This window comes from Nocardia sp. N2S4-5 (genome assembly GCF_044628355.1).
Taxonomy (GTDB): Bacteria; Actinomycetota; Actinomycetes; order Mycobacteriales; family Mycobacteriaceae; genus Nocardia; species Nocardia wallacei_B.
Genome location: NZ_JBIUPM010000001.1, coordinates 989,590 through 1,015,525, shown reverse-complemented (window position 1 = coordinate 1,015,525; position 25,936 = coordinate 989,590). Strand labels below are relative to the sequence as shown.

The 25,936-nt window shown below is 70.0% G+C and carries 22 protein-coding genes; 12 read left to right on the top strand and 10 right to left on the bottom strand.

What is annotated here, in order from left to right:
* The first annotated feature begins 38 nt into the window (after window positions 1–38).
* Window positions 39–1,379 (top strand): family 1 glycosylhydrolase, encoded by a 1,341-nt coding sequence (locus ACFMRZ_RS04475; RefSeq protein ID WP_400178020.1) that lies wholly within the window; start codon window positions 39–41, stop codon window positions 1,377–1,379.
* A gap of 321 nt (window positions 1,380–1,700) precedes the next feature.
* On the opposite strand, the gene ACFMRZ_RS04470 is transcribed toward ACFMRZ_RS04475, so the two are convergent.
* From ACFMRZ_RS04470 to ACFMRZ_RS04450, 5 genes are all read right to left on the bottom strand, one after another.
* Window positions 1,701–2,726: an alpha/beta hydrolase gene (locus ACFMRZ_RS04470; protein ID WP_400182766.1), complete on the bottom strand. Its 1,026-nt coding sequence runs from the start codon at window positions 2,724–2,726 to the stop codon at window positions 1,701–1,703.
* 169 nt (window positions 2,727–2,895) lie between these two features.
* On the bottom strand, window positions 2,896–3,837 hold the full coding sequence (ligD, locus tag ACFMRZ_RS04465) for a non-homologous end-joining DNA ligase (protein WP_400178019.1): 942 nt from the start codon (window positions 3,835–3,837) through the stop codon (window positions 2,896–2,898).
* 138 nt (window positions 3,838–3,975) lie between these two features.
* Window positions 3,976–4,629, bottom strand: coding sequence for a transcriptional repressor LexA (gene lexA / locus ACFMRZ_RS04460; protein ID WP_400178018.1), 654 nt, complete (start codon window positions 4,627–4,629; stop codon window positions 3,976–3,978).
* Between the two features lie 27 nt (window positions 4,630–4,656).
* Window positions 4,657–6,273 carry an LCP family protein gene (locus tag ACFMRZ_RS04455; RefSeq protein WP_400182765.1) on the bottom strand — a complete coding sequence of 539 codons (1,617 nt, stop codon included), beginning with the start codon at window positions 6,271–6,273 and terminating at the stop codon, window positions 4,657–4,659.
* Between the two features lie 722 nt (window positions 6,274–6,995).
* Window positions 6,996–7,706: a TetR/AcrR family transcriptional regulator gene (locus tag ACFMRZ_RS04450; RefSeq protein ID WP_400178017.1), complete on the bottom strand. Its 711-nt coding sequence runs from the start codon at window positions 7,704–7,706 to the stop codon at window positions 6,996–6,998.
* A gap of 179 nt (window positions 7,707–7,885) precedes the next feature.
* Here ACFMRZ_RS04450 and ACFMRZ_RS04445 point away from each other — a divergent pair, with 179 nt between their 5' ends.
* Window positions 7,886–9,601 carry a GMC oxidoreductase gene (locus tag ACFMRZ_RS04445; protein ID WP_400178016.1) on the top strand — a complete coding sequence of 572 codons (1,716 nt, stop codon included), beginning with the start codon at window positions 7,886–7,888 and terminating at the stop codon, window positions 9,599–9,601.
* 192 nt (window positions 9,602–9,793) lie between these two features.
* Here the strand turns inward: ACFMRZ_RS04445 and ACFMRZ_RS04440 are convergent, their stop codons facing one another.
* Window positions 9,794–10,273 (bottom strand): hypothetical protein, encoded by a 480-nt coding sequence (locus tag ACFMRZ_RS04440; RefSeq protein WP_280276335.1) that lies wholly within the window; start codon window positions 10,271–10,273, stop codon window positions 9,794–9,796.
* Between the two features lie 36 nt (window positions 10,274–10,309).
* Window positions 10,310–11,395: a TerD family protein gene (locus tag ACFMRZ_RS04435; RefSeq protein WP_280276334.1), complete on the bottom strand. Its 1,086-nt coding sequence runs from the start codon at window positions 11,393–11,395 to the stop codon at window positions 10,310–10,312.
* A gap of 154 nt (window positions 11,396–11,549) precedes the next feature.
* Here ACFMRZ_RS04435 and ACFMRZ_RS04430 point away from each other — a divergent pair, with 154 nt between their 5' ends.
* Window positions 11,550–12,074: a DUF2599 domain-containing protein gene (locus ACFMRZ_RS04430; RefSeq protein WP_400178015.1), complete on the top strand. Its 525-nt coding sequence runs from the start codon at window positions 11,550–11,552 to the stop codon at window positions 12,072–12,074.
* A gap of 27 nt (window positions 12,075–12,101) precedes the next feature.
* Here the strand turns inward: ACFMRZ_RS04430 and ACFMRZ_RS04425 are convergent, their stop codons facing one another.
* The gene (locus ACFMRZ_RS04425; protein ID WP_400178014.1) at window positions 12,102–12,533 is read right to left on the bottom strand and encodes a pyridoxamine 5'-phosphate oxidase family protein; all 432 of its coding nucleotides are present in this window, start codon (window positions 12,531–12,533) and stop codon (window positions 12,102–12,104) included.
* A gap of 175 nt (window positions 12,534–12,708) precedes the next feature.
* Between ACFMRZ_RS04425 and ACFMRZ_RS04420 the strand changes: the two genes are divergently transcribed.
* The 7 genes from ACFMRZ_RS04420 (at window position 12,709) to ACFMRZ_RS04390 (ending at window position 21,654) form a co-directional block, all read left to right on the top strand.
* The gene (locus ACFMRZ_RS04420) at window positions 12,709–13,983 is read left to right on the top strand and encodes an aminotransferase class V-fold PLP-dependent enzyme (RefSeq protein ID WP_400178013.1); all 1,275 of its coding nucleotides are present in this window, start codon (window positions 12,709–12,711) and stop codon (window positions 13,981–13,983) included.
* The gene (locus ACFMRZ_RS04415) at window positions 13,980–15,257 is read left to right on the top strand and encodes a heavy-metal-associated domain-containing protein (RefSeq protein WP_400178012.1); all 1,278 of its coding nucleotides are present in this window, start codon (window positions 13,980–13,982) and stop codon (window positions 15,255–15,257) included. Before ACFMRZ_RS04420 ends, ACFMRZ_RS04415 begins: the two co-directional genes overlap by 4 nt.
* Window positions 15,254–16,702, top strand: coding sequence for a decarboxylase (locus ACFMRZ_RS04410; RefSeq protein ID WP_400178011.1), 1,449 nt, complete (start codon window positions 15,254–15,256; stop codon window positions 16,700–16,702). The genes ACFMRZ_RS04415 and ACFMRZ_RS04410 overlap by 4 nt, the downstream gene beginning before the upstream one ends.
* On the top strand, window positions 16,702–18,030 hold the full coding sequence (locus ACFMRZ_RS04405) for a pyridoxal-phosphate dependent enzyme (protein WP_400178010.1): 1,329 nt from the start codon (window positions 16,702–16,704) through the stop codon (window positions 18,028–18,030). The genes ACFMRZ_RS04410 and ACFMRZ_RS04405 overlap by 1 nt, the downstream gene beginning before the upstream one ends.
* Window positions 18,031–18,103: 73 nt before the next feature.
* Window positions 18,104–19,978 carry a Na+/H+ antiporter gene (locus ACFMRZ_RS04400; protein ID WP_400178009.1) on the top strand — a complete coding sequence of 625 codons (1,875 nt, stop codon included), beginning with the start codon at window positions 18,104–18,106 and terminating at the stop codon, window positions 19,976–19,978.
* Window positions 19,979–19,997: 19 nt separating this feature from the next.
* Window positions 19,998–20,624: a TetR/AcrR family transcriptional regulator gene (locus ACFMRZ_RS04395; protein ID WP_400178008.1), complete on the top strand. Its 627-nt coding sequence runs from the start codon at window positions 19,998–20,000 to the stop codon at window positions 20,622–20,624.
* Between the two features lie 301 nt (window positions 20,625–20,925).
* The gene (locus ACFMRZ_RS04390; RefSeq protein ID WP_400178007.1) at window positions 20,926–21,654 is read left to right on the top strand and encodes an MgtC/SapB family protein; all 729 of its coding nucleotides are present in this window, start codon (window positions 20,926–20,928) and stop codon (window positions 21,652–21,654) included.
* Window positions 21,655–21,661: 7 nt separating this feature from the next.
* Here ACFMRZ_RS04390 and ACFMRZ_RS04385 read toward each other — a convergent pair whose 3' ends face one another.
* The gene (locus tag ACFMRZ_RS04385) at window positions 21,662–22,393 is read right to left on the bottom strand and encodes a TetR/AcrR family transcriptional regulator C-terminal domain-containing protein (RefSeq protein ID WP_400178006.1); all 732 of its coding nucleotides are present in this window, start codon (window positions 22,391–22,393) and stop codon (window positions 21,662–21,664) included.
* Window positions 22,394–22,446: 53 nt separating this feature from the next.
* Between ACFMRZ_RS04385 and ACFMRZ_RS04380 the strand changes: the two genes are divergently transcribed.
* Window positions 22,447–23,928, top strand: coding sequence for an MFS transporter (locus ACFMRZ_RS04380; protein WP_400178005.1), 1,482 nt, complete (start codon window positions 22,447–22,449; stop codon window positions 23,926–23,928).
* 90 nt (window positions 23,929–24,018) lie between these two features.
* Here ACFMRZ_RS04380 and ACFMRZ_RS04375 read toward each other — a convergent pair whose 3' ends face one another.
* A complete protein-coding gene (locus ACFMRZ_RS04375) occupies window positions 24,019–25,557 on the bottom strand; it encodes a DHA2 family efflux MFS transporter permease subunit (RefSeq protein WP_400178004.1) in 1,539 nt (512 codons plus the stop codon).
* Window positions 25,558–25,687: 130 nt separating this feature from the next.
* On the opposite strand from ACFMRZ_RS04375, the gene ACFMRZ_RS04370 reads away from it, so the two are divergent.
* The gene (locus tag ACFMRZ_RS04370; RefSeq protein WP_280276318.1) at window positions 25,688–25,927 is read left to right on the top strand and encodes a hypothetical protein; all 240 of its coding nucleotides are present in this window, start codon (window positions 25,688–25,690) and stop codon (window positions 25,925–25,927) included.
* The last annotated feature ends 9 nt before the right edge of the window (window positions 25,928–25,936 follow it).

The following is a 25,936-nucleotide window of genomic DNA, read 5'->3' as shown; positions in this document are numbered from 1 at the left end:
CCGGCGATGACAGCAATCGTCCAGCTACGATTGCTCGAATGCGACAGTCGAATCGCCGCCACGCTCTGGCGGCGTCTGCCGCCGCCGTCGCGGCCCTGCTCGTGCCCGGTCTGACGTGGATCGCTCCGGCCGCGCAGGCGAGTGCGCTGCCACCGCTCGGCGACGACTTCCTCTGGGGCGTGGCCGCTTCCGGCTTCCAGTCCGAAGGTGCTGTGCCCGACAGCAATTGGAGCCGCTTCATCAATTCCGGCGCGGTCGAGGACTACCGCGACTCGGTGCGGTTCCTCGACTTCTACACCGACGACATCGACCACGCGGCCCGGCTCGGGGTGAAGGTGTTCCGGATGAGCGTGGAGTGGGCACGCGTGCAACCGACCCCGGACGGCTGGGACGAGCGCGCCTTCCAGGTCTACGACCGGATGGTCGACAAGATCATCGCCTACGGCATGACCCCGATGATCACCCTCGACCACTGGGTGTACCCGGGCTGGGCGGCCGACCGCGGCGGCTGGCGCAACCCCGGCATGGTCGAGGACTGGCTGACCAATGCCCGGAAAGTGGTGAACCGCTTCGCCTCTCGGAAACCGATCTGGGTGACGATCAACGAACCGGCCGCCTACATCGGCACCGAGCTGCGCATCGGCGCGCTGGGGCCGGGCGAGGAACCGCTGATGCGGGAGCGACTCGCCCAGGCGCACAACGAGATCTACGACACCATCCACCACAACCAGCCCGACGCCCAGGTCACCAGCAACCTCGGTTACGTGCCCGGGATGGAGACCGAGGTCAATCAGCCCTTCGTCGACCTGGTCGCCGACAAGCTCGACTTCCTCGGCGTCGACTACTACTTCGGGCCCGACGACCACAGCGCCGCCGGCGAAACCTCGGCGGGCACACCCGCCATGTGGGAACTCCCCCTGCAAACCGAGGGCATCTATTACGCGCTGCGGCACTACGCCCGGCTCTTTCCCGGCAAACCCCTCTACGTCGTGGAGAGCGGCATGCCGACCGAGAACGGGCAGCCGCGCCCCGACGGTTACACCCGTGTCGACCATCTGCGCGACACCGTCTACTGGTTGCAGCGCGCCAAGGCCGACGGTATCGACGTGCGCGGCTACAACTACTGGAGCCTCACCGACAACTACGAATGGGGCAGTTACGCACCACGTTTCGGCCTCTACACCGTCGACGCCGAACAGGACCCGAAGCTGACCCGCCACCCCACCGACGCCGTCGAAGCCTACGCCACCCTCACCCGCACCGGCGGCGTCCCGGCGGACTACCGCCCCACCCGCGCCCCGGTCGAATGCTCCCAGGTGGACCCGCCTGCCAGCTGCGACGAGCCGGTCACTGTCTCCCCCGAATCCCCCGCTCCCTGATCCCGCACTCGCCGCGTGGTGGAGGTCGAGTGCGCCCGGAAGTCGACCCGTATGTAGGTCGAGAAGGCCCCTGCTACACCGGGATACCGACTGGGATCCCAAGCAGAAGGCGGGCGCAGCACGGGATCCCGAGCAGAAGGCGGGAGCGGCACCGAGATACCGAGCAGAAAACGCACACGGCGCGCCGGATGTGGCGCTGCGGAGACCTACCCGCACCGGGCAACCCGGCCGCAGCGGTCACAGATGAACTTGAGGTGGCCGATTTCGCCGTCTCGGTGCTGATCGTGTCCGCGTAGACCGGGTCAGGCAGGCAGTTCCAGGTCAGGCGGGCAGTTCCAGGCCCTTGGCGAGAACCGGCCACGACTTGATCAGCGCGTCGTGCCAGTAACCCCACGAATGGGTGCCGGTGGGCGGGAAGTCGTAGGTGGCGGGGATGCCGAGGGCGTCGAGTTTGGTCTGCAGGTTGTGGCTGCAGTAGTTGACCGCGGCCTCGATGACGCCGCCGACGATGAGCTGGTTGGCCCAGCCGCCGATGCCGGGCAGGGTGTACGGTCCGTCGATGCCGTCCCACTGACCGGGCAGCCCGGAACCGCTGGAAACGAACAGGTTCAACCCGCGCAGCTGGTCGGCGTGCACGTACGGGTCGTTGTCGGCCCACATCGGGTCGTTCTGCGGGCCGTACATGTTGTCGGTGTTGCCGCCGCCCCACACGTTCACCGCGAGGTTCACGAAGGTGTAGCCGGTGGGGTCGGAGATCTGCGCGCACCCGCTGTAGGCGGCCACCGACTTGTACAGGCCCGGCTTGGCGATGGGCAGCTGCAGCACCGAGGTGCCCGAGGTGGACAGTCCGGCGATGGCGTTGAGCCCGTTGGTGCCCAGCGCCCCGTCGATCAGCGGCGGCAGTTCCTCGGTGAAGAAGGTCTTCCACTTGTTGACGCCCAGCACGGGATCCGGTGCGCGCCAATCGGTGTAGTAGCTCCAGGCGCCGCCGATCGGCTGCACCACGTTCACGTCCTTGTCGGCGAGGAAGCGCAGCGCGTCGGGCGCGCGCTGGTCCCAGGTGGCGGCGTCCTCGCCGCCGCCGGCGCCGTTGAGCAGGTACAGCACCGGCCGCGGCACCGAGGCGTCGGCGGGTCGCTGCACGTCGACGGCGAAGGTGTTGTCCATGGCCGCGGAGTACACGTACAGGCGGATGTTGCGGTCGTCCTGCACGGTCGCCTTGGTGATGTAGGACCCGTCGGCCGAGCGTGGGTCGGCGAGCAGGCTGCGGGAGCCGATCACGGGATCGCCGGTGTCCGCGGTCGCCGGTCCCGTGCTCACCGCCGTCGTCAATGCCGCGAAAACCATTGCGGCAACAGCTGTTCCGATCCGATTGCCAACCGCCACGTGCGCCTCCGTAGCCGACTAGACCGCATCATGAAACTTCCGTACCGTCCGGACTGTATCCCACCGGCCACCCCGCGGCGCCGCACTCGGGCGGTGCGTCGCGCAACCCATCGCCGCGAGTAGCCGGTGGTCAGGGCAGGGTGACCTCGGCGGGGGTCTTGTCGGGGCGCAGGCCGCGCCAGGAGGGGTGGCGGAGGCGGCCGTCGCTGGTCCGTTCGGTGAACGAGACCTCGCCGACCAGTTCGGGTTCGACCCAGACCGCGTCGGTGACGTCGGCGCGGACGGTGGGGGTGTTCCGGCGTAGCGGGCGCAGGCGCTGCTGGAGGTCGGTGAGCATGGCGCGGGTGAAGCCGGTGCCGACGTTGCCGATGTAGGTGAGGGCGCCGGTGTCGTCGTGGGCGGCCATCAGCAGTGAGCCGATGTGGCCCGCGCGGCGGCCGGCGCCGGGTCGCCAGCCGACGATCACGACTTCTTGGTCGCGGGCGTTCTTGACCTTGGTCCACAGCGCGCTGCGGCGGCCGGGCAGGTAGGGGCTGTCGAGGCGTTTGCAGACGATGCCCTCGAGCCCGAGTCGTTTCGATTCGGCGAGGATGTGGGCGGGGTCGCCGTGCAGGCGCGGCGGCACCTGCCAGTTCGGGCCGCGCAGTTCGAGTTGTTCGAGCAGTTCGCGGCGTTGGTGATACGGCAGGTCGATCAGGGAGCGGTCACCGATGTGCAGCAGGTCGAAGATCATGTAGGTGGCCGGGACCGACTGTGCCAGTGCGCGGATCATGCCCGCGTTGCGCTGGTGCATGCGCGGTTGCAGCGCCTCGAAGGAGGTCCGGCCGCCGGTGTCGAACGCGACGATCTCACCGTCGACGACGAAGGGCGGGTCCCCCGGCGCGATCGCGGCCAGTTCGGGCCAGGCGGGGGTGATGTCCTTGTCGTTGCGCGAGAGCAGCCGCAGTTCCCGGTCGACGTAGCCGACGGCCCGGATGCCGTCGAATTTCACCTCGTAGTTCCACCGCGGGCCGTCGGTGGGGAGCACGCCCGCTGTCGCCAGCATCGCCGCGTAGTGCGGCAGTCTGGTCACGCCCGCCTCGCCGCCATCGCCGGTCCTTCCCGAACCCGAACGTCGCTGGTAGACAACTCACCGGGACGATACCGACCGGTTCATCCGGTCGAGCGGGAGCGCCGGTCGCGACGCGTGTTCGGAGGATCGACGGGGGCGTCAGATGCGGCGCATGACGGAGACGACCTTGCCGAGGACGACGGCGTGGTCGCCGTCGATGACGTCGTAGGCGGGGTTGCGGGGTTCGAGGTAGGTGTGGCCGTTGCGGCGGCGGTAGACCTTGACGGTGGCCTCCTCGTCGATCATGGCGGCGACGATGTCACCGGTGTGGGCCTCCTGCTGGCGGCGGACCACGACGATGTCGCCGTCGCAGATCGCGGCGTCGACCATCGAGTCGCCGCGCACCCGAAGGGCGAAAACCGTGCCGCGCCCGACGAGTTGGCGCGAGAGCGTGAGGACGTCGTCGGTGTGTTCCTCGGCCAGGATCGGCGTACCCGCGGCGATGTCACCGACGACGGGCACCGACACCGACTCCTCGTCGCGTTCGGGGGCGGCGGACCGCAGGAACAGCCGGACGTCGATCGGCCGCGACATGCTGTCGCTGCGCCGCAGAAATCCCCTGTCCTCCAACGCTTTCAGGTGCTTGGACACCGACGAGGCGGACCGCAGCCCCACCGCTTCCCCGATCTCGCGCGTGCTCGGCGGATACCCGTAGCGCACCACCCAGTCGCGAATGGTGGCGAGGATCCGCTGCTGCCGGGGCGGCAGGGTCGAGGTGTCGAGGTGCTCGAACGCATCGTCGTATCCGGTCACCGGGAGATCGTAGAGGTCGCGCGGGGCTCAGTTCACGCAGGGTATGTCGGAGCCGATGCTGGTGGTGACCGGTTTGCCCGAGTCGGGGGCGGGGTCGCCGGTGGTCGTCGCGCCCAGCGCAGAGGTGCCGGAGGTTCCGGCGGTGGTGGCGCCGGTACTGCTGGATGTGCCGGTGCCGGTGCCGCTTTCGCCGGAGGTGAGTCCGTCGGGCATGCTGAAGTCGGCGCCGACGACGATCTTCACGTGGCCGGGCTGGACGTTCTTGGAGGGGGCGGTCGGGAGGCCGCCGAGCATGTCGGCGGCCTGGGTGGCGTCGGCGTCGGCACCGGCGCCGTAGTAGACCACCGAGCTGGAGCCGTCGGTGTAGGCGGCGGCATTGCCGACCTGACCTTTGGGGAAACCCTTGTCCGCCAAGGCCGTTGACACCTGACGCGCCATGCCGTCGGGGCCGCCGGAGTTGACGACGTCGACGGTGCTCGTCGGGGTGGTCTTGGGTTCGGTGGGCTGTGGCGCCTGCACACCGAAGGCGGCGCGCACGGTCTTCTTGATGAGGGCCGGGTCGATGATGTTGACCTCTTGGCCGTCGACGGTCTGGTAGGCCTTCACCGGCAGGGTCTGGAATTCGATCGGGATCGAGCCCGCCTTGCCCAGCGTCTGGGCGAAATCGAGTAGGTTCCAGCCCTCGGACAGCACGATGTCCTCCTGGGCGGCGGTGATCAGCTGCTGCAGTTTGCCGACGTTGGTGAGGGTGCCGGAGTCCTTGAGCTGTTTGGCGACCGAGGTGAGGAACGCCTGCTGGCGGTGGGTGCGGTCGAGGTCGCCGTTCTGCAGTTCGTGGCGCTGGCGCACGAAGGCCAGGGCGTTGGCCGCGTCGAGATGCTGTGGGCCCGCGGGGAATACGGCGCCGGAGTAGTACTCGTCGTTGACGGGCTGGTTCAGGCACACGTCCACGCCGCCGAGGATGTTCGCGATGTGGTAGAAGCCGACCAGCGACACCTCGGAGAACCGGTTGATCGGCACGCCGGTGAGCTGTTTGACCGTTTGCACGATGGATTCGCGGCCCGCCTCGCGGCCCTTGTGCTCGAGTTCGATCTTGTCCTTGACGCCCTGGTTTTCCAGCTTCTGCTCGGTGTACGCCTTCTTCAGGCCGTAGGCCTCCTTGATCTTGGCGTGGTCGTAGCCGGGGATGCCGTTGACGGGGACGTAGTCGTCGCGCGGGATGGAGAAGGCGGTGACCTTCTTCAGATCCTTCGGAATGTGCACCAGGATCAGGGAATTGGCGTTGTAGCCGCCCTCGCTGCCGTCGCCGGCGTGCAGCTGGTCGAGGATGTCCTTGGGCAGATCGTTGCCGTTCTGGTCCTTGCGGGTGTCCAGGCCGATCAGCAGGATGTTCATGTCGCCGTCGAGGGCGGCCGCGTCCTCGGCGCTGATCACGCTGGAGCGGGTGAAGCCCCGGTCCAGACTGCGCTCGGTGTAGTAGGCGAACCCGGTGCCGGACACGACCACGACGGCGGTCGCGGCGGCCACCAGCCGTCCCGCGATCCGCGCCGCCCGCTCGGCCTTCCCCGGCCGCCGCTGCTGCGCGCGCCGGGTATGCCGATTCGGCGTGGCGGGCGCGTACTGCTCGGTGGGCTGATCCGCCAGATCGACCGCCTCGGCCTGCGTGCGCCGCTTCCCTCGCGCCGCCCCCACCGCCGCGGCCTCTCCGGTCCGGGACTGCCGCCGACCGGCGCTCTCCCCTTCCGCCGCAGCGGATTCCCCACCCCGGCTCCCTCGCCGTGTCGCACCGGTCCCCGCGCCGCCTACCCGCCGCGTGGCGCCCGTTCCCGAGCCACCGGCGTCCTCGTCCCGCGCACCGCCGACTCGTCGCCTCGCGCCCGTGGTCGCCGCACCGCTCGCTCCGCGCGGCCGCTGCGCTGGGTCCGTACCCGCTCGGCCAGCGGAATCCTCGGCTCGCGCACCGCGCCCGGTCCGGCCCGGTTCACCGGCGGGTGCGCGGCGCGGCCGCTCGTTCGCGGCGGAGCCGAACGCCGAATCCGTTGCGGCGCTTCGAGGCTCCGGCACGGGGCCCTCGCCGCGCGGCTCCCGGCGGGGCGGCGTGGAGGCGTCGCGGCCGCGCGCCGGTGGCTCGGGCTGTTCGTGGCGCGCACGCCGGGATTGTCCGGACCGATCGGGCGCGGCCGGTGACTCGGGCCGCGCGTGGCGACCACCGGCGCGCGGGTCGGGCACGACCGGGATCGGTTCGGTTTCGTCGTTCATCTCGCCGTACAGTTTCACACCATCGTGCTGTGGAGAAGCTGAGAAATCGCTTCGGGGGTTGTGACATCCTGCACGACGAGCGCGGCGAATGCACATCCACTGTGGGTCTACCCGGTGCGCGCTGCGCGCAATCCCACCAAGGCGCACAGGCTGTCGAGGTGGCGTTCGAACACCTCGGCGCGGTCGGTGAAGGTGTCCGCACCGTACATGTCGAACACCTCGAAACTCACCGCGCCGAACAGCCCCGTCCACAGCGAGATTCCGCGCACCAGCGCCCAATCCGGCAGTGTCAGAGCGAATTCCGACCGGATCCGTACCAGGTCGCCCGCCAGCCGCTCCGACACCGTCGGCGGCTGCGCGGGTTCGGCGAGAAGGTCTGCGCGATAGGCGTTTTCGAGCACGACGAGCAGGGCGCCGATGACCCGCGTGCCCGGCGCGACGGTCTGTTCGGCCGGGGCGTGGTAGCCCGGCACCGGCGTGCCGAACAGCAGTCCGTAGCCCGCCGGTTCGGCCAGCGCCCAGGCGCGGACCGCGCGCCCGATGACGCGCAGCCGCTCGGCGGGGTCGGCCGGGGCCTGCGCCAGCGCGGCGTCGACGGCGTCGGCGAGTTCGGTGTAGCCGTCGACGACGAGCATGGTGAGCAGTTCGTCGCGGCTGCTGACGTACCGGTACACCGCCGAGGAGACGACGCCGAGATCGCGGGCCACCGCCCGCAGCGACAGCGCCGCCGCGCCGTGCTGGGCCAGGTGCTCGCGCCCGATGCGCACGATGTCTGCCATGGTGCGGGCGCGCGCACGCGCCCTCGGTGTCGTGGCCATGGTTTCACCATGCCATATCGAGAGCACCGCATCCACATGCGATCACCGCTTCCGGCACCTCGAATGCGATTGCGCTGGTGAGCACTACCGAGTGGTTATGGGATACCGGGCGACACAGGTACTGTACTCGGTAGTAACGTAAGCAGCGTCACAGGCGACACCGAGCAAGGAGCGGCGACATGGCCCAGCCCGATACCGATTTCGACGTGCTCATCGTGGGCTCCGGTTTCGGCGGCAGCGTCACCGCGCTGCGGCTGGTGGAGAAGGGCTACCGGGTCGGCGTGCTCGAGGCGGGGCGGCGCTTCGCCGACGACGAACTGCCCGACACCAGCTGGGATCTGCGCAAGTTCCTGTGGGCGCCCAAGCTGGGCTGCTACGGCATCCAGCGCATCCATCTGCTGCGCGATGTGCTGATCCTGGGCGGCGCGGGCGTCGGCGGCGGCTCCCTCAACTACGCGAACACGCTCTACGTGCCGCCGGACCCGTTCTTCCACGACGCGCAGTGGCGCGAGATCACCGACTGGCGCTCGGAGCTGACGCCCTACTACGAGCAGGCCACGAAAATGCTCGGCGTGGTGCGCAATCCGCACATCACGCCCGCCGACGAGGTGTTCCAGCAGGTCGCCGAGGACATGGGCGTGGGCGACACGTTCGTGCAGACACCGGTGGGGGTGTTCTTCGGCGAGCCCGGCAAGCGGGTGTCCGACCCGTATTTCGGTGGCGTCGGACCGGACCGCACGGGCTGCCTCGAGTGCGGCGAGTGCATGACCGGCTGCCGCCACGGCGCCAAGAACACGCTCGTCAAGAACTATCTGTATCTCGCGGAACAAGCTGGCGCGCAGGTGATCCCGCTGACCACGGTGACGGCAGTGCGGCCGCTGGAAGGCGGGACGTGGCAGGTCGACACCCAGCGCACGGGCGCGTGGCTGCGCAAGTCGCCGCAGTCGTACACCGCCGGGCACGTGGTGCTGGCCGCGGGTACTCGCGGTACCCAGCAGTTGCTGTTCGCGATGCGTGACAAGGGCGTCCTGCCGGGCCTGTCGCCGCGGCTGGGCGAATTGACCCGCACCAATTCCGAGTCGATCGTGGGGGCGGCGACCCGCACGGTGGATCCGGATCGCGACTTCACCCGCGGCGTGGCCATCACCTCCTCGATCCATCCCACTCCCGACACCCACATCGAACCGGTGCGCTACGGCAAGGGCTCCAACTCGATGGGCCTGCTGCAGACGCTGATGGTCGACGGCGGCGGGCGCGTGCCGCGCTGGCTGCGGTTCCTGTGGGAGGTGCTGCGCCATCCACTGCAGTTGCTGTCGATGCTGCGGGTGAAGAACTGGAGCGAGCGCACCGTCATCTCGCTGGTTATGCAGCACCTGGACAACTCGATCACCACCTACACCAAACGCGGCCTGTTCGGGCGGAAACTCACCTCGAAACAGGGCCACGGCGAACCGAATCCGACGTGGATCCCGGCGGGGAACGAGGCGACGCGCCGGGTGGCGGAGAAGATCGGCGGTATCGCGGGCGGCACCTGGGGCGAGATCTTCAATATCCCGCTGACGGCGCATTTCCTGGGCGGCGCGGTGATCGGCGCGGACGCCGAGCACGGGGTGATCGACCCGTACCACCGGGTGTACGGCTATCCGACGCTGAGCGTGGTGGACGGGGCGGCGGTGTCGGCCAATCTGGGCGTGAATCCGTCGCTGACCATCACCGCGCAGGCCGAGCGGGCGGCGGCGCTGTGGCCGAACAAGGGCGAGCAGGACACCCGCCCGCCCCAGCAGGCGCCGTACGAGCGGATCTCCCCGGTGGCCCCGCAGCGGCCGGTCGTGCCCGCCGGCGCGCCCGCGGCGCTGGTGCTGCCGATCGTCGAGATCCGCCGCGACACCGCCTGAGCTTTCCGCGCCCCGCCGGGCGATCGCCGGTGGAGCCCGCGCCCACCGGCATCAGGCGGCACCGCGCACCCGAAAAGACGCCTGCGACGGCATGGCATGCAATGTTGCATCGAATGCATCCATGCACCCGATGCCATTCCGGCACAAGATTTTACGACCCGGCACCGGTCGAGCGCGGGCCTGCGCCGATGTTCACTGGTCGGGGATGTGGGCGAAGCCCATGGGCGAGGTCGGGGGCGGGGCGGTGGACACCGGTGCGCGGAATTCTTGGAGGGCGGTGAGGACGTCGACGTGGCGGGCGGCGTAGCAGCGGACCTGCGGGAGCGCGTGGCCGACCTCGCTGCGTTCCAGCGGTTCGGCGTCGAGGTAGCCGACGGCGGTCAGGTCGATGCGCAGCCGGTCGGCGATGCGGGCGATGGCCGCGGATTTACGTCCCCAGCCGACCTCGACGGCGGCGAAGGCGGCGTGCAGCCCGTGCCGGTGCAATTTGTCGCTGGTCCAGTCCCATTCGCCGCGGCTGGCGACGGCGTGCACGACCCCGCGGCGGGCCAGGGTGCGTAGCGCGCGCACGGCGTCGGGCCGCAGCGGCCCGCTCGTCGAATCGCACACCACGCCGTCCCACAGCGTGTTGTCCAGTTCCCAGACAAGGCATTTCACGGCCGGTGCTGTCATGTCGTCCCCACGCTCTCGTGTTTTCGGAACGGGCGGTTACAGATACGGCGCCACCAGTGGCACCGCCTCGACCGGATGCCCGGCCTCGATGGGCGCGCCGATCGAGGCCAGCCGCCAGTTGGCGTTCTCGCGATACACCTTCGCCACCACCATGGCGGTGTGCGGGCCGCCGCCGCGCAGGTTGCCGCGCACGAGTTCGGCGTTGGTGGAGCCGTCGACCATGCGCCAGTAGCCGTTGCGGATGCGTTCGAAGGTGTGCCCGGCGTAGGAGGTGACGACGAAGACCATCGCCGTCACCTGTGTCGGCAACCGGCCCAGGTCGACGGTGATCACCTCGTCGTCGCCCTTGCCCTCACCGGTCAGGTTGTCCCCGGAGTGCCGCACCGCCCCGTCGCGGGACGCGAGTTGCTGGTAGAAGGCGACATCCACGAGGTCGTGGCCGACGAACAACAGCGCCGAGGCGTCCAGGTCGATCTCGAGATCGCGCAGTCCGCGCGGGCCGTGCACCTTCACCGGGTCCCAGCCGACGGCCATCTTCACCAGCGACAGATCGCCTTTGCGGATCTCGCTCAGCGCGACTTCCTGCCCGGGGTCGAGCACCGCGGGACCGCGGTAGACCTCGGCGGCGGGACCGCCCACGGGGACGCCGTGCGCGGTGACCAGGGCGGCGAATCCGGCGGGATAACCGTGCCCGAGCGTGCGCACCTGCCACTCGGCGCCGGCGCGGTCCAGGTCGAAGGCGATGACCGCCGATTCCTGGCTCACATCGTCGATCACGTACTCGTACACCAGGTTTCCGGCGGCGTCCTCGATGAGGACCTGCGGCGGCGCGAAACCGGCGAACTGGGCCGCGGTGTCCTCGAGCGACAGCGACACCCGTACGTGCTGGATGTCGGGCGGCAGTTGCCGCAGCGCGATCGACAGCGTTGCGTGCTCGGGCGCCAACCGCACGCCGGGGCCCGCGGGATGGTTGTAGAAGACCAGGTCTTCGGCCGAGCGCACGCGGCCGCCGGTGTCGAGCAGCAGTGCGGAGAGGTCGATCGGCTCGCTGTGCCGAACCGATACCACGATGTCGTCGACGGCGAGGCGGTCGACTTGTCCCTTGGTCAGCTGTGCGGCCACCCGTCCTACTTTACGTTGCCCGGCCCGTGTTCCGGCTCATCCGAATCGGCCCGGCCGGTCTCGCAACCGGCTCGGCAGCAAGCGAATTGCCGCGCCCGCGGCCCGACCGGGTACGGTAGCGGCGCGAGAAGGCACGAGCAGGCAGGAGTTCGCGGTGCGCCACAGCGTCAGGCGGGTGGTCGGGGCGGTGCTGCTGGCGGCGGCGCCGGCGGCGGCCGGGTGCGGCGCCGAGGATCCCGCGCCGGTCGCCGCGGAGCCCAGCGTCACCACGACGATCACCCCGCCGGCGCGGACCGCCACGCCGACCGCGACGGGCACCGGGTCGACATTCGCGGCGATGCCCACCGTCGACGAGTACGCCGACAGCGCGCTGATCGACCGCAGCGAGTGGGGCGACGACCCCGACGGCCGCCGCCTGCGCGTCTATCCCAGTCCGGCCGGGCGCGCCGACACCTTCCCCGCCGCCCTGGACCGGGCCTGGGGCGAGGTGGTCACCGCGGCGCCCGACGCCGACAGTCCCGGCATGTACGACCAGTTCAAGTGCCACTGGGAGTGGGCGCGCCTCGTCGCACCGGACAAGCCGAGCTGGAATCTGGAGCCGTGGCGACCGGCGCCGGGCTATCAGGGCACCGTGCAGGCCCGCTGCAATCCCGGCGGGCCCGATCCGGCGGGCAACTGAGCGGCCGTCCGGAGTGCGTGCCCGGGTTCAGAATTCGTTCAGGTCACCCAGATCCGCCGAGAGCCAGTGCTCGGGCCGCATGTACACCGCCGACTGCTCGCCGAGGCTTTCGGCGAACTTCAGGTATCCGGCGACCTTGTCCTCGGGCAGGTAGCGTCGCACCATCGCCTCGTGCAGTGCGTCGGTGGCCGGGACGATCCGCGTGACGGGACCCTCCGCCGTCACGTACCTGACGGTCGGTTCGACGCGTTCGACCATGAGGCTGAACCGCCCCGCGGCCCGCAGCAGCGTCATCTTCTTCGATTCCGGACCGGTCAGCAACCACAGCTCGCCGCCGGGAACGTAGTCGTACCAGATCGGTACGGTGAGTGGTCCGCGGTCGGGTCCGGCGGCGATCGCCAGCGCCCCGACATGCGGTTCGGACAGGAACTTCTCGCGGTCTCGCGGAGTCAGCGCCATGGTGTCCACCGTACCGTCCGGGCCCGCACCGGGGCGCCGTGCGCCGTGCGCGCCGCGGCGGCGGCCGAAACTCGTTGTCCGGGAGAACCTTCGAACAGGTCGCGAAATATGCGTATCGTTGAGGGGTCGGATCGTTGGTGAGGTCGGAGCGTCACGACCCGAAGGGAGCGTCGCGTTGCGGTCATCTGCGTCATGGACTGTCCCCGACGGACCGCCACCGACCGTTCCCGCGGCGGCGCTGCGCGAGTTGTTCCCCGCGCTGGCCGAGTCCGCCGAGGTGTATCTCGACAGCGCGTCCACCACGCAGAAGCCGCGCCCGGTGATCGAGGCCGTGCACCGCTACCACAGTTCCCGCACCGCCAACGCCGGGCGCGGCAGCTACCCGTGGGCGACCACCCTCACCCGCGCCGTCGCCGGGGTCCGCGCCCGCACCGCCGAATTCCTCGGCGCCGCACCGGAAGAGGTCGTGTTCACCGCGGGCGCCACCGCGGGCCTCAACGCCGTCGCGCTGGCGTGGGGCCTGGCCACCCTCGACGACGGCGACGAAATCCTGTACAGCCCACGCGATCACGCCTCCAACGTGTATCCCTGGCAGCACCTGCAGGCAACGCTGCGCCGGTTCGGTCGCCACATCCGGCTGGTCCCCTACCGGGTGACCGCGCTCGGCGAGGCCGACATCGACGACATCGCCGCCAAACTCGGGCCGCGTACCCGCCTGATCACGATCTCGCACCTGCATCACGTGTTCGGCGCCCGCACCACGCTCGAGGAGTTGCGCGGCCGCCTCGATCCGCGGGTGCTGCTGTGTTTCGACTGCAGCCAGAGCGCCGGGCACATACCGGTCGACGTCGAGGAACTCGGCGCGGATTTCGCGGTGTTGTCGGCGCACAAGATGTTCGGCGCGCCCGGCACCGGCGTGCTGTATTGCCGCGGCCGCGTGCACGATCAGCTCACCGCGTTCCTGCCCGGCGGCAATTCCGGTGTGGCGGCGACGGATTCGGGGCTGGCGGCGGGCCCCATGCCCGACCGGCTGGAAGGCGGCACACCCAATCTGCCCGGACTGCTCGCCCTCGGCGCGGCGCTGGAGTTCCTGGACACGGTCGGGCTGGACACGATCGCCGCGCACAACCGGGCGTTGACCGGGCATCTGATCGAAGGCCTGCGCGCGGTGCCGGGGCTGGAGTTCCTGCCCGGCCCGGCGTACGCGCCGTGCGAGACCGGGTACGGCATCGTGTCGTTCACTCTCGACGGCATCGGCGCCACCGATCTGGGTTTCGTGCTCGCCGAGTCCGGATTCCTCGTCCGCACCGGCGCGCACTGCGTCCCGTCGGGCAGCGCCGCTGTCGCCGACGACGATTCGGTACGGGTGAGCACCCACCTGTACAACACCGCCGCGGAGATCGACCGATTCGTGCGGTGTGTCACCACCATTGCCACGGAGGTCCGATGACAACCGATCCGGCGCACCCCCGCTACGACCGGCGCGCGGCCTCCCGCGTCCTCGCCGGGCTGGCCCGCCCCGGCCTGTTCGCCGACCCGCCCGATCCCGGACCGCTCGAGATCGAATACCGCACCGCGGCAATGCGTCCCGAACCCGGCGGCCATCTGACGCTGTCACAACGGCTGTATCTGGAACGGTTCATGCGGCCCTGCCGCGCCGACCAGGTCACCAGCGCCACCCACCGGATCGAGTGGACCGACTCCGACGGCATCCCCAACACCGGGCACTTCCATGCCGGCGGCCTGGGCCCGATCGTGCCGATCGCGATGCGGGAAACGGTGCTGCGGCTGTGGCACGCCCTGGCCGGCGACGCGGCCCTGGCCGGCCGGATCACCGCCCTCGGCCCGCGCGATCGCGCTGTGCTGGCGGGCACCACCACCGATCACGACCCGATCGACATCTTCCGGGTCGGGATCGAGGCGTGCGGGCGCGTACTGGCCCAGCACGCGCTGCTGGCCCGCTGGACCCCGTACCGCACACCGGCCGAATTCGCTTGCGGCATCCGCGATTCGGGCATCTTCGCGGCCGTGGCCACCCGCTGGTTCTGGGAGTTGCAGGCCTCCACCTACCGGCGCGGCATGATCCCGGCGACCCTCGCCACCCAGCCCGACGGCACCGTGCGCTACACCGCCGACACCGTCGCCACCCTGCGCGCGATGAAGGACGCCACCATCACCGACGCACACACCGTGATGCGCCGCGCCACCGGCCCGGAAGGATTGTCGGTGACCGCGGCGATCGAGAAGTACCACGACGAACTGGATCTGATCTCGCGCCAGTACGCGCTGCTGGCGCCGGGCACCCGCCCGTCGTGCCTGGCGGCGATGCCGCATCGGGTCGACGGCGAACACTCCAGTGTGCTGCCGACGGTGGTGGACCGGTTCGTGGACCTGTTCTGCGACACCGTCACCACGATCACGGTGACCGAGACGCCGGGCGAATCCGAGCCCGGCGCCGGCGATCTCGCCGCCGAGGACCAGATCTTCTATGTGCCGGACATGAACTGCAAGCATTGCGTGCGCACCATCACCGGCGTGCTGGAGTCGATGCGGATCCGGGTGCACGAGGTCGATCTGATCAGCAAGCGCGTGGTGGCGGAATTCCGCAGCCCGCGCAACCGCCACCGCGCGTTCGAGGCCCTGCGCGACGGCGGCTACAACCCGGTGCGGACCCGGCCCGCGGCCGAGCCCATCGTGTCACGCGGCGCGGAAAGCGCGGTATGACCGCCGCGCTACCCGCGCTACCGGCCAAGATCCATCCGCTGGTGCGCGCGTTCCTCGACACCCCGGGCGCGGCCGCGGACGCGCTGGCCCGCTTCGGCTCCCCCGCTCACCTGGTGTTCCCGCAGGTGTACGCGGAGAACCTGGCCCGGCTGCGCGCGGTGCTGGAACGGCGGTCGCCGCGGCACCGGATCTGCTACGCGCACAAGGTGAATCGGTCGCGGGCGTTCCTGCGCACCGCCGAACAGGCCGGGATCGCCGTCGATGTCGCCTCCGCCCAGGAACTGGCGGCGGCGACCGAGGCCGGGTTCGGGCCCGAGCGCATCGAGGTGACCGGGCCGAAGGGTGAGACGTTGCTGCGGGGTCTGGTCGATACCGGGGTGACGGTGAATGTGGACAATCTGTGGGAACTGCGGCGAATCGCCGAGCTGGCCGGGGAGCGCGCGGCTGTCCCTGTCCTGCTGCGTGTTTCGGGGTTCGCGGCGAGCGCGGTGAGCCGGTTCGGGATCGCGCTGGGCGAGGCCGAGGAGGCGTTGGGGCTGGCGGCGGCGCAGCGTGACCGGATCACGTTGCGCGGGTTCGCCTTCCATATCGATTCCGGCGAACCCGCCGAACGGGTGCGTGCGGTGGAGGCGTGCCTGGGCCTGGTCGAGCGCGCCTATTCCCATGGACTGGCGCCCGCGGTGCTCGATATCGGCGGCGGCTTCCGGCAGGTGTTCACCGCCGACGCGGACCGTTTCGACGGCTATGTCGCCGCGCTGCGGGAGGCGCTGCTGGGCCGCGGCGAGCCGATGACATGGGGCGGCAACACCTTCGGCTTCCATGTCGACGGCGCCGGCGTGCACGGCACACCCGTGTTCCACAAGTACGCCAACACCGTGCCCGCCGCCCGCATGCTCGACGATCTGCTCACCGCACCGCTCGACGCGCACGGCGGGCGCACCGTCGCGCAGCTGGCCGCGGAGAACCTGCTGGAGCTGTGGCTGGAGCCGGGCAAGGCGCTGGTCGATCACGCCGGAATCACCCTGGCCCGAGTGGAATTCGTCAAACAGGCCGCCGACGGCAGCGTGCTGGTCAATCTCGACCTCAGCCGCGACACCGTCACCCCGGCCGACCAGGAGGTGATGGTGGATCCGATCGTGCTGCCCGCCGCGGGCGACAGCGGCCCCGTGGCAGAGCCCGGCCCGGTGGGAGTGTTCTTCGCCGGGCGGCTGTGCCTGGAACGCGATCTGATCACCAATCACAAGGTGTGGCTGGACGCGCGGCCGCGCCCCGGGGATCTGGTGGTGTTCCCCAATACCGCCGCCTACCATTCCGACCTGTCCGCCGCGGCCGCCTCGATGCATCCGCTGCCGCCGAAACTGGCGGTGGCGCACCGATCCGGGGAGTTCCGGATCTGCCCCGACGCCGACTACGAGCCCGCCCTCGCCGCCTCCGGGACGGTGTGATGCGCTACGACCACATCACCGACCTGATCGGCAACACACCGCTGCTGCGGCTGGATCCGGCCGTGCACGGGCTCGAAAACGTGCAGCTGTACGCGAAACTGGAGTCCTGCAACCCATTCGGGTCGGTCAAGGACCGGGTGGCGTGGGGCATGATCCGCGACGAACTCGACGACATCACCGCCCGCGGGCAGACGCTGATCGAGGCGTCCAGCGGCAACACCGCCAAGGCGCTGCGCATCCTGGGCGCCCTGCACGGGGTCGGGTTGCGCGCGGTCACCAACCGCATCAAGGTGTCGGAGGTGCGGGAACTGCTGCAGCTGTTCGGCACCGAGATCGAGGAGCTGCCCGGGTTGTCGGAGTGCCCAGATCCCACCACCCCCAACGACGTGTACTCGGTGATCGAGTCGACGATGGCGAAAAACCCTGGCGCCTACCATCATCCGTCGCAGTACACCAACGAGAAGAACATCGAGGCGCACTATCACGGCACCGGCCGCGAGATCCACGAGGACCTCGCCCACGACGGCGTGCACCGCGTCGACTACCTCGCCGGCGGTCTGGGCACCACCGGCTCCACCCGCGGCGCGGCGTCCTATCTGCGCAAGCACAATCCGGAACTGCGGGCGCTGGCGGTGGTGTCGGAACGGTCGGACTTCATCCCCGGTATCCGGTCGGAGACCGAGATGTGGGAGGTGGGGCTGTTCCGGCCCGACTTCTACGACCACATCCTGACCGTGGACTCCGGGCGCGCCATCGACGCCACCGTGGAACTGGCCACCGGCTACGGCGTACTGGCCGGGCCGACCAGCGGCGCCACCTACGCGGCGGCGCTGGATTTCCTGGGCGCACTGGACCATTCGGCCGCCGACACCCCGGTCGTGGCGGTCATCATCGTCTGCGACCGGCTCGAACCGTACCTGTCCTACATCAAGAAGCGACGCCCGGAGTTGTTCGGGCGCAGCGGTTCCCGCACCGAGCCGCCCACTGCCGCGGAACTGGCCGCGGTGCCGGCGCTGTCCCCGGCGGCACTGGCCGAACTCGACGCCACCGCACACCCGACGATCGTCGACACCCGCGGCGCGATGGCCTACCGGATCGGGCACGTGCCCGGCGCGTCGAACATCCGAGACGACCAGCTCGACGACATGCTGACCCACGGCATACCGTTCTCACGGTCACGTCCGGTGGTATTCGTGTGCCCCGTCGGCGAGGTGTCGCGGCGGTTCGCCGCCCTGGCCCGCCGCGCCGGATTCGACGCGTCGACCCTCGACGGCGGCATCGTCGCCTGGCGAGACGCGGGCCTGCCCCTGGAGTCCGCGCCGCGATGAGTCTCCGCGGCGGCCGAGGGCTCGCAGGAGGAGGTCCTTACCGATCGCGCTGGTCGCGGCGGGTGCTGGCAGGATGGGCGGGGTGCATATCGCTGTCGGGCTGGTGATCCTCGTCGCCGTGGCGGTCGCGCTGGCGGCGCTGGCGCGCCGGCTGGGCATGGCCGAGCCGCTGCTGCTGACCGTCGCGGGCGTGGTCGCCTCGTATCTGCCGTTCATTCCCCAGGTCGACATCAACTCGGAGCTGGTGCTGCTGGGGTTGCTGCCGCCGCTGCTGTACACCGCGGCGATCAATACCTCGCTGATCGAGTTCCGGCCCAAGAAGCTGTCGATCGCGCTGCTGTCGGTGGGCTTGGTGCTGGCGACGACGTTCGCGGTGGCGGCGGTGGTGTGGTGGCTGCTGGGGGTGCCGTTCGCGGCGGCGGTGGCGATCGGCGCGGTGGTCGCCCCGCCGGACGCGGTGGCCGCGATCGCGGTGGCGCGGCGGGTGGGCATGCCGCGGCGTATCGTGACACTGCTCGAGGGCGAGTCGCTGTTCAACGACGCGACCGCGCTGGTGTCGCTGCGCACCGCGATCGCGGCGATGGCGGGAAGTTTCAGCGTGTGGCAGGCCGGCGGCGACTTCTTCTACGCCGCCGGTGGCGGCGCGCTGATCGGGGTGGTCGCGGCGGCGATACTGGCGCTGCTGCGCCGCCGCATCACCGATCCGGTGCTCGACACGAGCCTGTCGCTGCTGGCGCCGTTCGCGGCGTATCTGCCCGCCGAGGCCGCGCACGCCTCGGGGGTGATGTCGGTGGTGGTGTGCGGGCTGATCCTGGGCCAAGGCGCGCCGGTGTGGCAGACCGCGGCCTCGCGCATCGCCGAGCGCACCAACTGGCGCACCATCCAGTTCCTGCTGGAGAGCGCGGTGTTCCTGCTGATCGGCCTGCAGGTGCGCCATATCGTCGAGGACGCCTGGAACAGCGGGCTCGATCGCCCCACGATCGTGGGAACCTGCGCCGCGGTGCTGCTGACGGTGGTCGTGGTGCGCCCGCTGTGGGTGTTCCCCGCCACCTATTTCGCGTGGTTCGTGGAATCGCGGCCGCGCGGCAAACCGCGCCCGGCGTGGACCGGCCCGGCGGTGGTGTCGTGGTCGGGCATGCGCGGCGTGGTGACCCTGGCCGCGGCGCTGCTGCTGCCCGACGACACCCCCGAACTGGCCACACTGAAACTGATCGCGCTGGTCGTGGTGGGCGGAACACTACTGCTGCAAGGCATTTCGCTGCCGATGCTGGTGCGGCTGCTGCGGCTGCGCGGGCCCAGCCGCGCCGAGGACGCGCTGCAGGAGGCCAACCTGCTGCAGCAGGCGACCACGGCCGGGCTGGCGGCGCTGGAATCGGAGATCGCGCCGGAGACCCCGCCGGAGGTGGTGACGGCGCTGCGGGATCGGGTGTCGCGCCGCGCGTTCGCCGCCTGGGAGCAGCTCGGGCGCGCGGAGTCGGTGCGGGTCACCCCCAGCGGCGAATACCGCAGGCTGCGGCTGGCGATGCTGGCCGCCGAGCGCGCCACCGTGCTGGAGGTGCGCGACGCGGGCACCGTCGACCACGAGGTCCTCGCGCACGTGCTGGGCGCACTCGACATGGAGGAGTCGACGATCGACCGGGTCGCCGAGGTCGACGACGAGCCGAGCGGGCCGCTGCGGGCCGCGGGCGGCGGTGACTGCGAGCATCTGCGCGAGGCCCCGCACACCGCCCGGCCCGATACGCCCGACGCCTGCGCCGAATGCGTCGCCGAGGGTTTGACCTGGGTGCATCTGCGAATGTGCCTGTCTTGCGGGCACATCGCCTGCTGTGATTCCTCGCCGGGCAATCATGCCAGTGGCCACTTCCGCGCCACCGGGCATCCGGTGATGCGCAGCGTGGAGCCGGGTGAGAAGTGGCGCTGGTGCTATGTCGATGAGCTGCTGGGCTGAGGGCCGTTAGGGTGGGCGCGTGCACACTGGTCAGGACTCCGCCGGCGCCGAACCTCGGATCTGGGGCGGCACGACGCTCACCGAACGCCGCGAGGCGCGCCGCACCGCGCTGCTGGAGGCCGCGCTCGACCTGATCGGCGAGGCGGGCGCCGGCGCGGTGACGATGCGCGCGGTGTGCCGGACGGCCACGCTCACCGACCGCTATTTCTACGAGAGTTTCGCCAGCCGTGACGATCTGCTGGACACGCTCTACCGTCAGGTCGCCGAGGAGTTCCTGGCGCCGATGACCGCCTTCGCCGCCGCGGACAGTCCCGCACGCGACCGGGAGCTGGCGAGTGTGCTCGTGGACAAGGTGCTCGAGGATCCGCGTAAGTCCCGGCTGTTCCTGGTGGAGCCGTATTCGAGTACAGGCTTGGGGCAGACCACGATCGCGGTGATGCCGACGTTCACCCGGCTCATCCAGGACCACCTGTTCGGCCACATCGAGGATCCGGTGCGCCGCCGCATGGCCGCGGTCACCATGGCCTCCGGCAACGCGGGCATGTTCTCGGCGTGGCTGAACGGTTCGCTCAAGGTGACGCGCGAGCAGGTGGTGGATCACCTGGTCGAGGTGATCACCGTGTACCGCGCCCTCTACCGCGACTGACTGCGGCCGCACGACGGTGGTGCGATTCCGCTCACAGCAGGGTTGCCGGGCGCTGCCGGCCGGGTGTCTACTGTCCGACGCACGGTGAACAAGCCCGACCAGGAGTGCGCCGTCCGGCCGTCCACGCCGGACCACTCCGCGGCGCGAAAGGAGGTGGTCGACGTGTCCGACGGTGACAGTACGCAATTCGCTTGTGCCGACACGATTTTCGGCGACCACTCCGCTGCGCGCCCCCACCCGCCCCTGCGCGGGTAGCCCGCCGCGCGTCCCGGTCGCCACGAGCCTGCGGGAGGGCTGACTCATGACGACCTTCGATATGCTGGCGCGGCTGGCCACCGGCGTGGGCCTGGGCGTGGCGATCGGGCTGGAGCGCCAGTACCGGGCGCGGATGGCCGGGCTGCGCACCAACGCACTCGTCTCGGCCGGGGCGACGCTGTTCGTGCTGCTGTCCGCACACGGCTTCCACGGCGGCGCCGCCGACCCGACACGTGTTGCCGCGCAGATCGTTTCGGGCATCGGCTTCCTCGGCGCGGGAGTGATCATGCGGGAGGGCGCGAGCGTGCGCGGGCTGAACACCGCGGCCACGCTGTGGTGCTCGGCGGCGATCGGCGCGCTCGCGGGCGCGGGCATGTACGGCACCGCCGCGGCGGGCACGATCGCGGTGGTCGCGGTCAACACCGCCCTACGCTGGGCCGGTCGCGCAGTGGACCGTCATCCCGAGTCGGGCCGCGAGCAGCGCGCGGACTACCTGTTCACCGCGGTCACCGACGACGCCGCGGAGGCGCACGTGCGGGCGCTGCTGGTACAGGCGTTGGCGCGCACCGACTTCCGGCTGGTGTCGGTGTCGAGCCGCAACCTCGCCGAGCCGGGTGCGACCGCCGCGCGCGGGCGGGTGCGGGTGTGCGCCGAACTGTCCGGCGATCAGCGCGACGACCGCCAGATGGAGGCGGCGGTCAGCCGGCTGAGCCTGGAACCGTCGGTGACCAGCGTCGGCTGGAGCATTCCCGACACCACCGACGCCGTGGGATGACCCGTGCTCAGCGGGTCTCGCGGGCGGGTTCCTGCGATTGCGCGGCCCGCAGCCGGGCCTCGAGGCCGTCGAGCACGCACAGCAGGCCGAAGTCGTAGGCGACCATGCGGGCGGCGGCGGGGTCGGTGGGCATGTATTCGCGGTAGTCGCGCAGCATCTCCGGGTAGTCGGGGGCGACCCGTTCCAGGGTGGTCATCGCATTGTCGTAGTCCCACTCCTGGCCATCGGAGACTCGTTTCAGGCTGATCTCCGGAAGTACCTGTCCCAGGACGAAACTCATCACCATGCCCGACGCCAGGTAGATGTCCAGGCCGGTGAATCCGGCCTGCACGAACGCCCGCCGCAGCCGGTCGCTGAGTTCGAACGCCTTCGGCCCGACCATGGGCATCTGCCCGATGAGCCCCGCCACCCAGCGATGCTCGAGCATGGTGACGCGCAGGCTGTAGACGAAGGTCGTGATCACCTCGCGCCACGGCTTGCGCTCCGGGTCGGGCACCTCGACGTAGCCCCAGAACTCGTCGAGCACCAGCTCCAGCAGGTCGTTCTTGTTCGCGACGTGCCAGTACAGGCTGGTCGCCCCGGCGTGGAGTTTGGCGCCGAGCTTGCGCATGCTCAGCGCCTCGAGCCCCTCGGCGTCGAGCAGTTCCAGTGCCGCGGCCACGATCTGCTCGCGCCCGAGGCCCGACGTCCGCGCCGGGCGCGGCGGGCGGGTCCACACGGAGGAAAACTTCTCGGCCACCGCCTCACCCTAATTCACTGGCACAGTGTTCGAGTTTATCGTACGGTGTGCGAGTGGAATCGAACACTGTACGAGATTCGTCCGGCGAGGTCGCCCGCGATCCGCGCCGCTGGTGGATCCTGGCGGTCCTCTGCCTGTCCCTGCTGGTGCTCATGATCGACGGCACCGTCCTCAACCTGGCCATACCGTCACTGATCCGGGAACTCGGGGCCGGCCCCGCCGATATCCAATGGATCCTCGACGCCTACATCCTCGTGTTCGCGGGCCTGTTGCTGACCGCGGGCGCGCTGTCGGACCGATTCGGGCGCCGCCGCATGCTGATCACCGGACTCGCCGTGTTCGGGGTGGCCTCGCTGGTGGCGGTGCTGTCGACCGAACCGTGGCAGGTGATCGCCTCCCGCGCCGCCATGGGCGTCGGCGGATCGCTGCTGATGCCCTCGACCCTGTCGATCCTGATGACCACCTTCGCCGAGGACGAGCGCCGCAAGGCGATGGCCGGATGGTCGACGGTCTCGATGGTCGGCATCGTCGCCGGCCCGACCCTGGGCGGGCTGCTGCTCCAGCATTTCTGGTGGGGTTCGGTGTTCCTGCTGAACATCCCCGTCGCGATCCTCGCGATCGCCGCCGCCGTGGTCCTCATGCCGGAGACCTTCGGCGAACAGCGGCCGGTGGACCTGGTCGGGGTGGGGCTGTCGATCGTGGCGCTCACCGCGACGGTGTACGTCATCATCGAACGCGAATGGAACATCCCGGTGATCGCGCTGGCGGTCCTGGCCGCGGCCGGATTCGCCTACTGGGAACACCGCTCCGAACATCCGATGCTGCCGCTGGCAGTGTTCCGCAACCGCGACTTCACCGGCACCTGCCTGACACTGCTGCTGATGGTGTTCGGCATGGGCGCGGTGCTGCTCATGCTCACCCAGTACCTGCAGTTCGTGCTCGACTACACCCCGATGAAGGCCGGATTCGCGCTGCTGCCGTACGCGGTCGCCGCCGCGGTGTGCAACGGGCTGGGCGCCACGCTGGGCAAGACGCTGAGCAACAAGACGCTCATCGTGTCGGGCCTGCTGGTGATGGGCGCGGCCTTCGCGGTCCTCGCCAACGCCGACAGCTACCTGTGGGTGCTGGTCTCGATGCTGGTGATGGGTGTGGGCGGCGGCCTGGCCGGCCCCTCGGCCTACGCCTCGATCATGAGCGCCATCCCGCTCGAGCACGCCGGTGTCGGCTCGGCCATGAACGACACCCTGCAACAGGTCGGCCAGGCGCTGAGCATCGCGGTACTCGGCAGCGTCCTCGCGGGCGTGTTCACCTCCCACATGCCCGCCGAGATCCCCGCCGCCGCCCGCGACAACATCGGCGCCGCCCTCCAACTGGGCTTCACCGAACCCGCACGCTCGGCATTCACCACCGCCATGCACTACGGCTCCTGGATCAGCGCCGGATTCGCCGTCGCCGCAGCCCTTTTGGGCCTGATCCTGCTCCGCACCCGCAAACCCAGCCACAACCAGGAACCCGAATCCGCCCCGGTGGCGTGAACGTCCCGGCCCGGAAGACGGCGACGCCGCGCGGTCCCTCGTGGGTCCGCGCGGCGTCGTGGTGAATTGTTCAGTGCGCCAGCGAGTTACTCAGTGCCCCATCATCACCGGGGCATCGGTGACCGCGTCCGGGTTGGCCGGTTTCTTGCGGGACAGGAACGCCGCGGGGATCAGGGTGGCGGCGACGAGGACGACCGCCACGATGAAGGTGTGGGCGAAGGAACTCGCGGCCTGGGACAGGCCCTCGTCCAGCGCGCCCGGCGGCAGCTTCGCCGCGATGGACGGGTCGAAGTTCGCGCCGATCGCGGCCTGGGCGAACTGCTTGTCGTTGAGCAGGTTGGTCAGCACCACCGACATCGTGGCGGTGCCGATCGAGGCGGCGGTCTGGTTCACGATGTTCATCAGCGTCGACCCGCGCGCCACCTGCTGGTGGGTGAGGGTCTGGATGGCGGCGGTCATCGTCGGCATCATCGTGCAGCCCATGCCCAGACCGGTCACGAACAGCGCCGCGCCCATCATCCAGTACGAGGTGTCGGCGGCGAGCTGGGTGAAGAACGTCATGCCGACGGCGATCACCGCGAGACCGGTCATCACGATCTTGCCGGGACCGATCTTGTCCACCAGCCGCCCCGCGATCGGCATCGTCAGCATCGCGCCCAGGCCCTGCGGCGCGAGCAGCAATCCCGCATGCAGCGCGGACTCGCCGCGCACCTGCTGCAGATAGCTGGGCAGCAGCAGCCCGGATCCGAAGAACGCCACCGCGAACAGCAGCATCGTCAGCACCGCGAAGGTCAGATCGCGGTTGCGGAACAGGTGCAGATCGATCAGCGGATGCTCGGTGCGCAGCGCGTGCAGCACGAACAACACCAGCAGCACTAGCCCGAGCACGGCCGGCACCAGGACCTTCGTCGCGGTCACGGTGTGCTCCTCGGGAATGGAGGACACGCCGAAGAGGAACAGCGCCAGGCCCGGCGAGGCCAGCAGCATGCCGAGGAAGTCGAACGACTGCGACGGCTCGGGCCGGTCGGACTGCAGCACCACGTACGCCAGCACCAGCGCGACCGCGCCGATCGGGACGTTGATCAGGAAGATCCACTGCCAGTGGAACCCGATCAGCCAGCCGCCCAGGATCGGGCCGCCGATGGGTCCCAGCAGCATCGGGACGCCCATCACCGCCATCACCCGGCCCACCCGCTGTGGCCCGGCCGCGTGGGTCATGATCGTGATGCCCAGCGGCATCAGCATGCCGCCGCCGAGGCCCTGGATCACCCGGAAGGCGATGAGCGAGGGCATGTTCCACGCCGTCGCGCACAGCGCCGAGCCGAGGACGAAGAACACCAGCGCCAGCATGTACAGGCGTTTGGTGCCGAAACGGTCGGCCGCCCAGCCCGTCACCGGGATGACGCTGGCCAGCGCCAGCGTGTAACCGGTCATCGCCCACGCGGCGATGGCGTAACTGGCGCCGAATTCGGTCTGGAACTTGGGAATGGCGACGGTGACGACGGTGATGTCGAGAATCGACATGATCGCGCCGATCACCACCACACCGGCCACCTTGAACACGGCGGCATCGAGCTTGTCGGAAACCGGTCCCGACTGCGGCCCGGGAGTATCCGGAGGTAGGGTCACCGCTTCAGCCTGCCAGGTGCCGCCCCGAAGCACCAGAGGCCACACCGAAACCGGACATCCGACCATATCCGCCGCCGGTAGGCTGGACGACCACTGTCGTACACCGTTGCCGGGCAAGGAGTTCCCACTGATGACCGACCCGGTACAGGGGTTGACCGGTACGCTCACATCGCCGATCCGGGGCGCAGACATGCTCGGGGAGGTCCTGGTCGCGATCCGAGGGGGAACCGAAATCTACATCGCGCGCGCCGCCGAACCGCTCGACGCGGGCACCACCGTGCTCGTCGTCGCCGTCAACCCCGGCCGCATCGTCGATGTCGTTCCCTGGGTGCCGCTCGACTTCGGACCGGGTGGGGACACAACGAAATAGCAAGGGAGA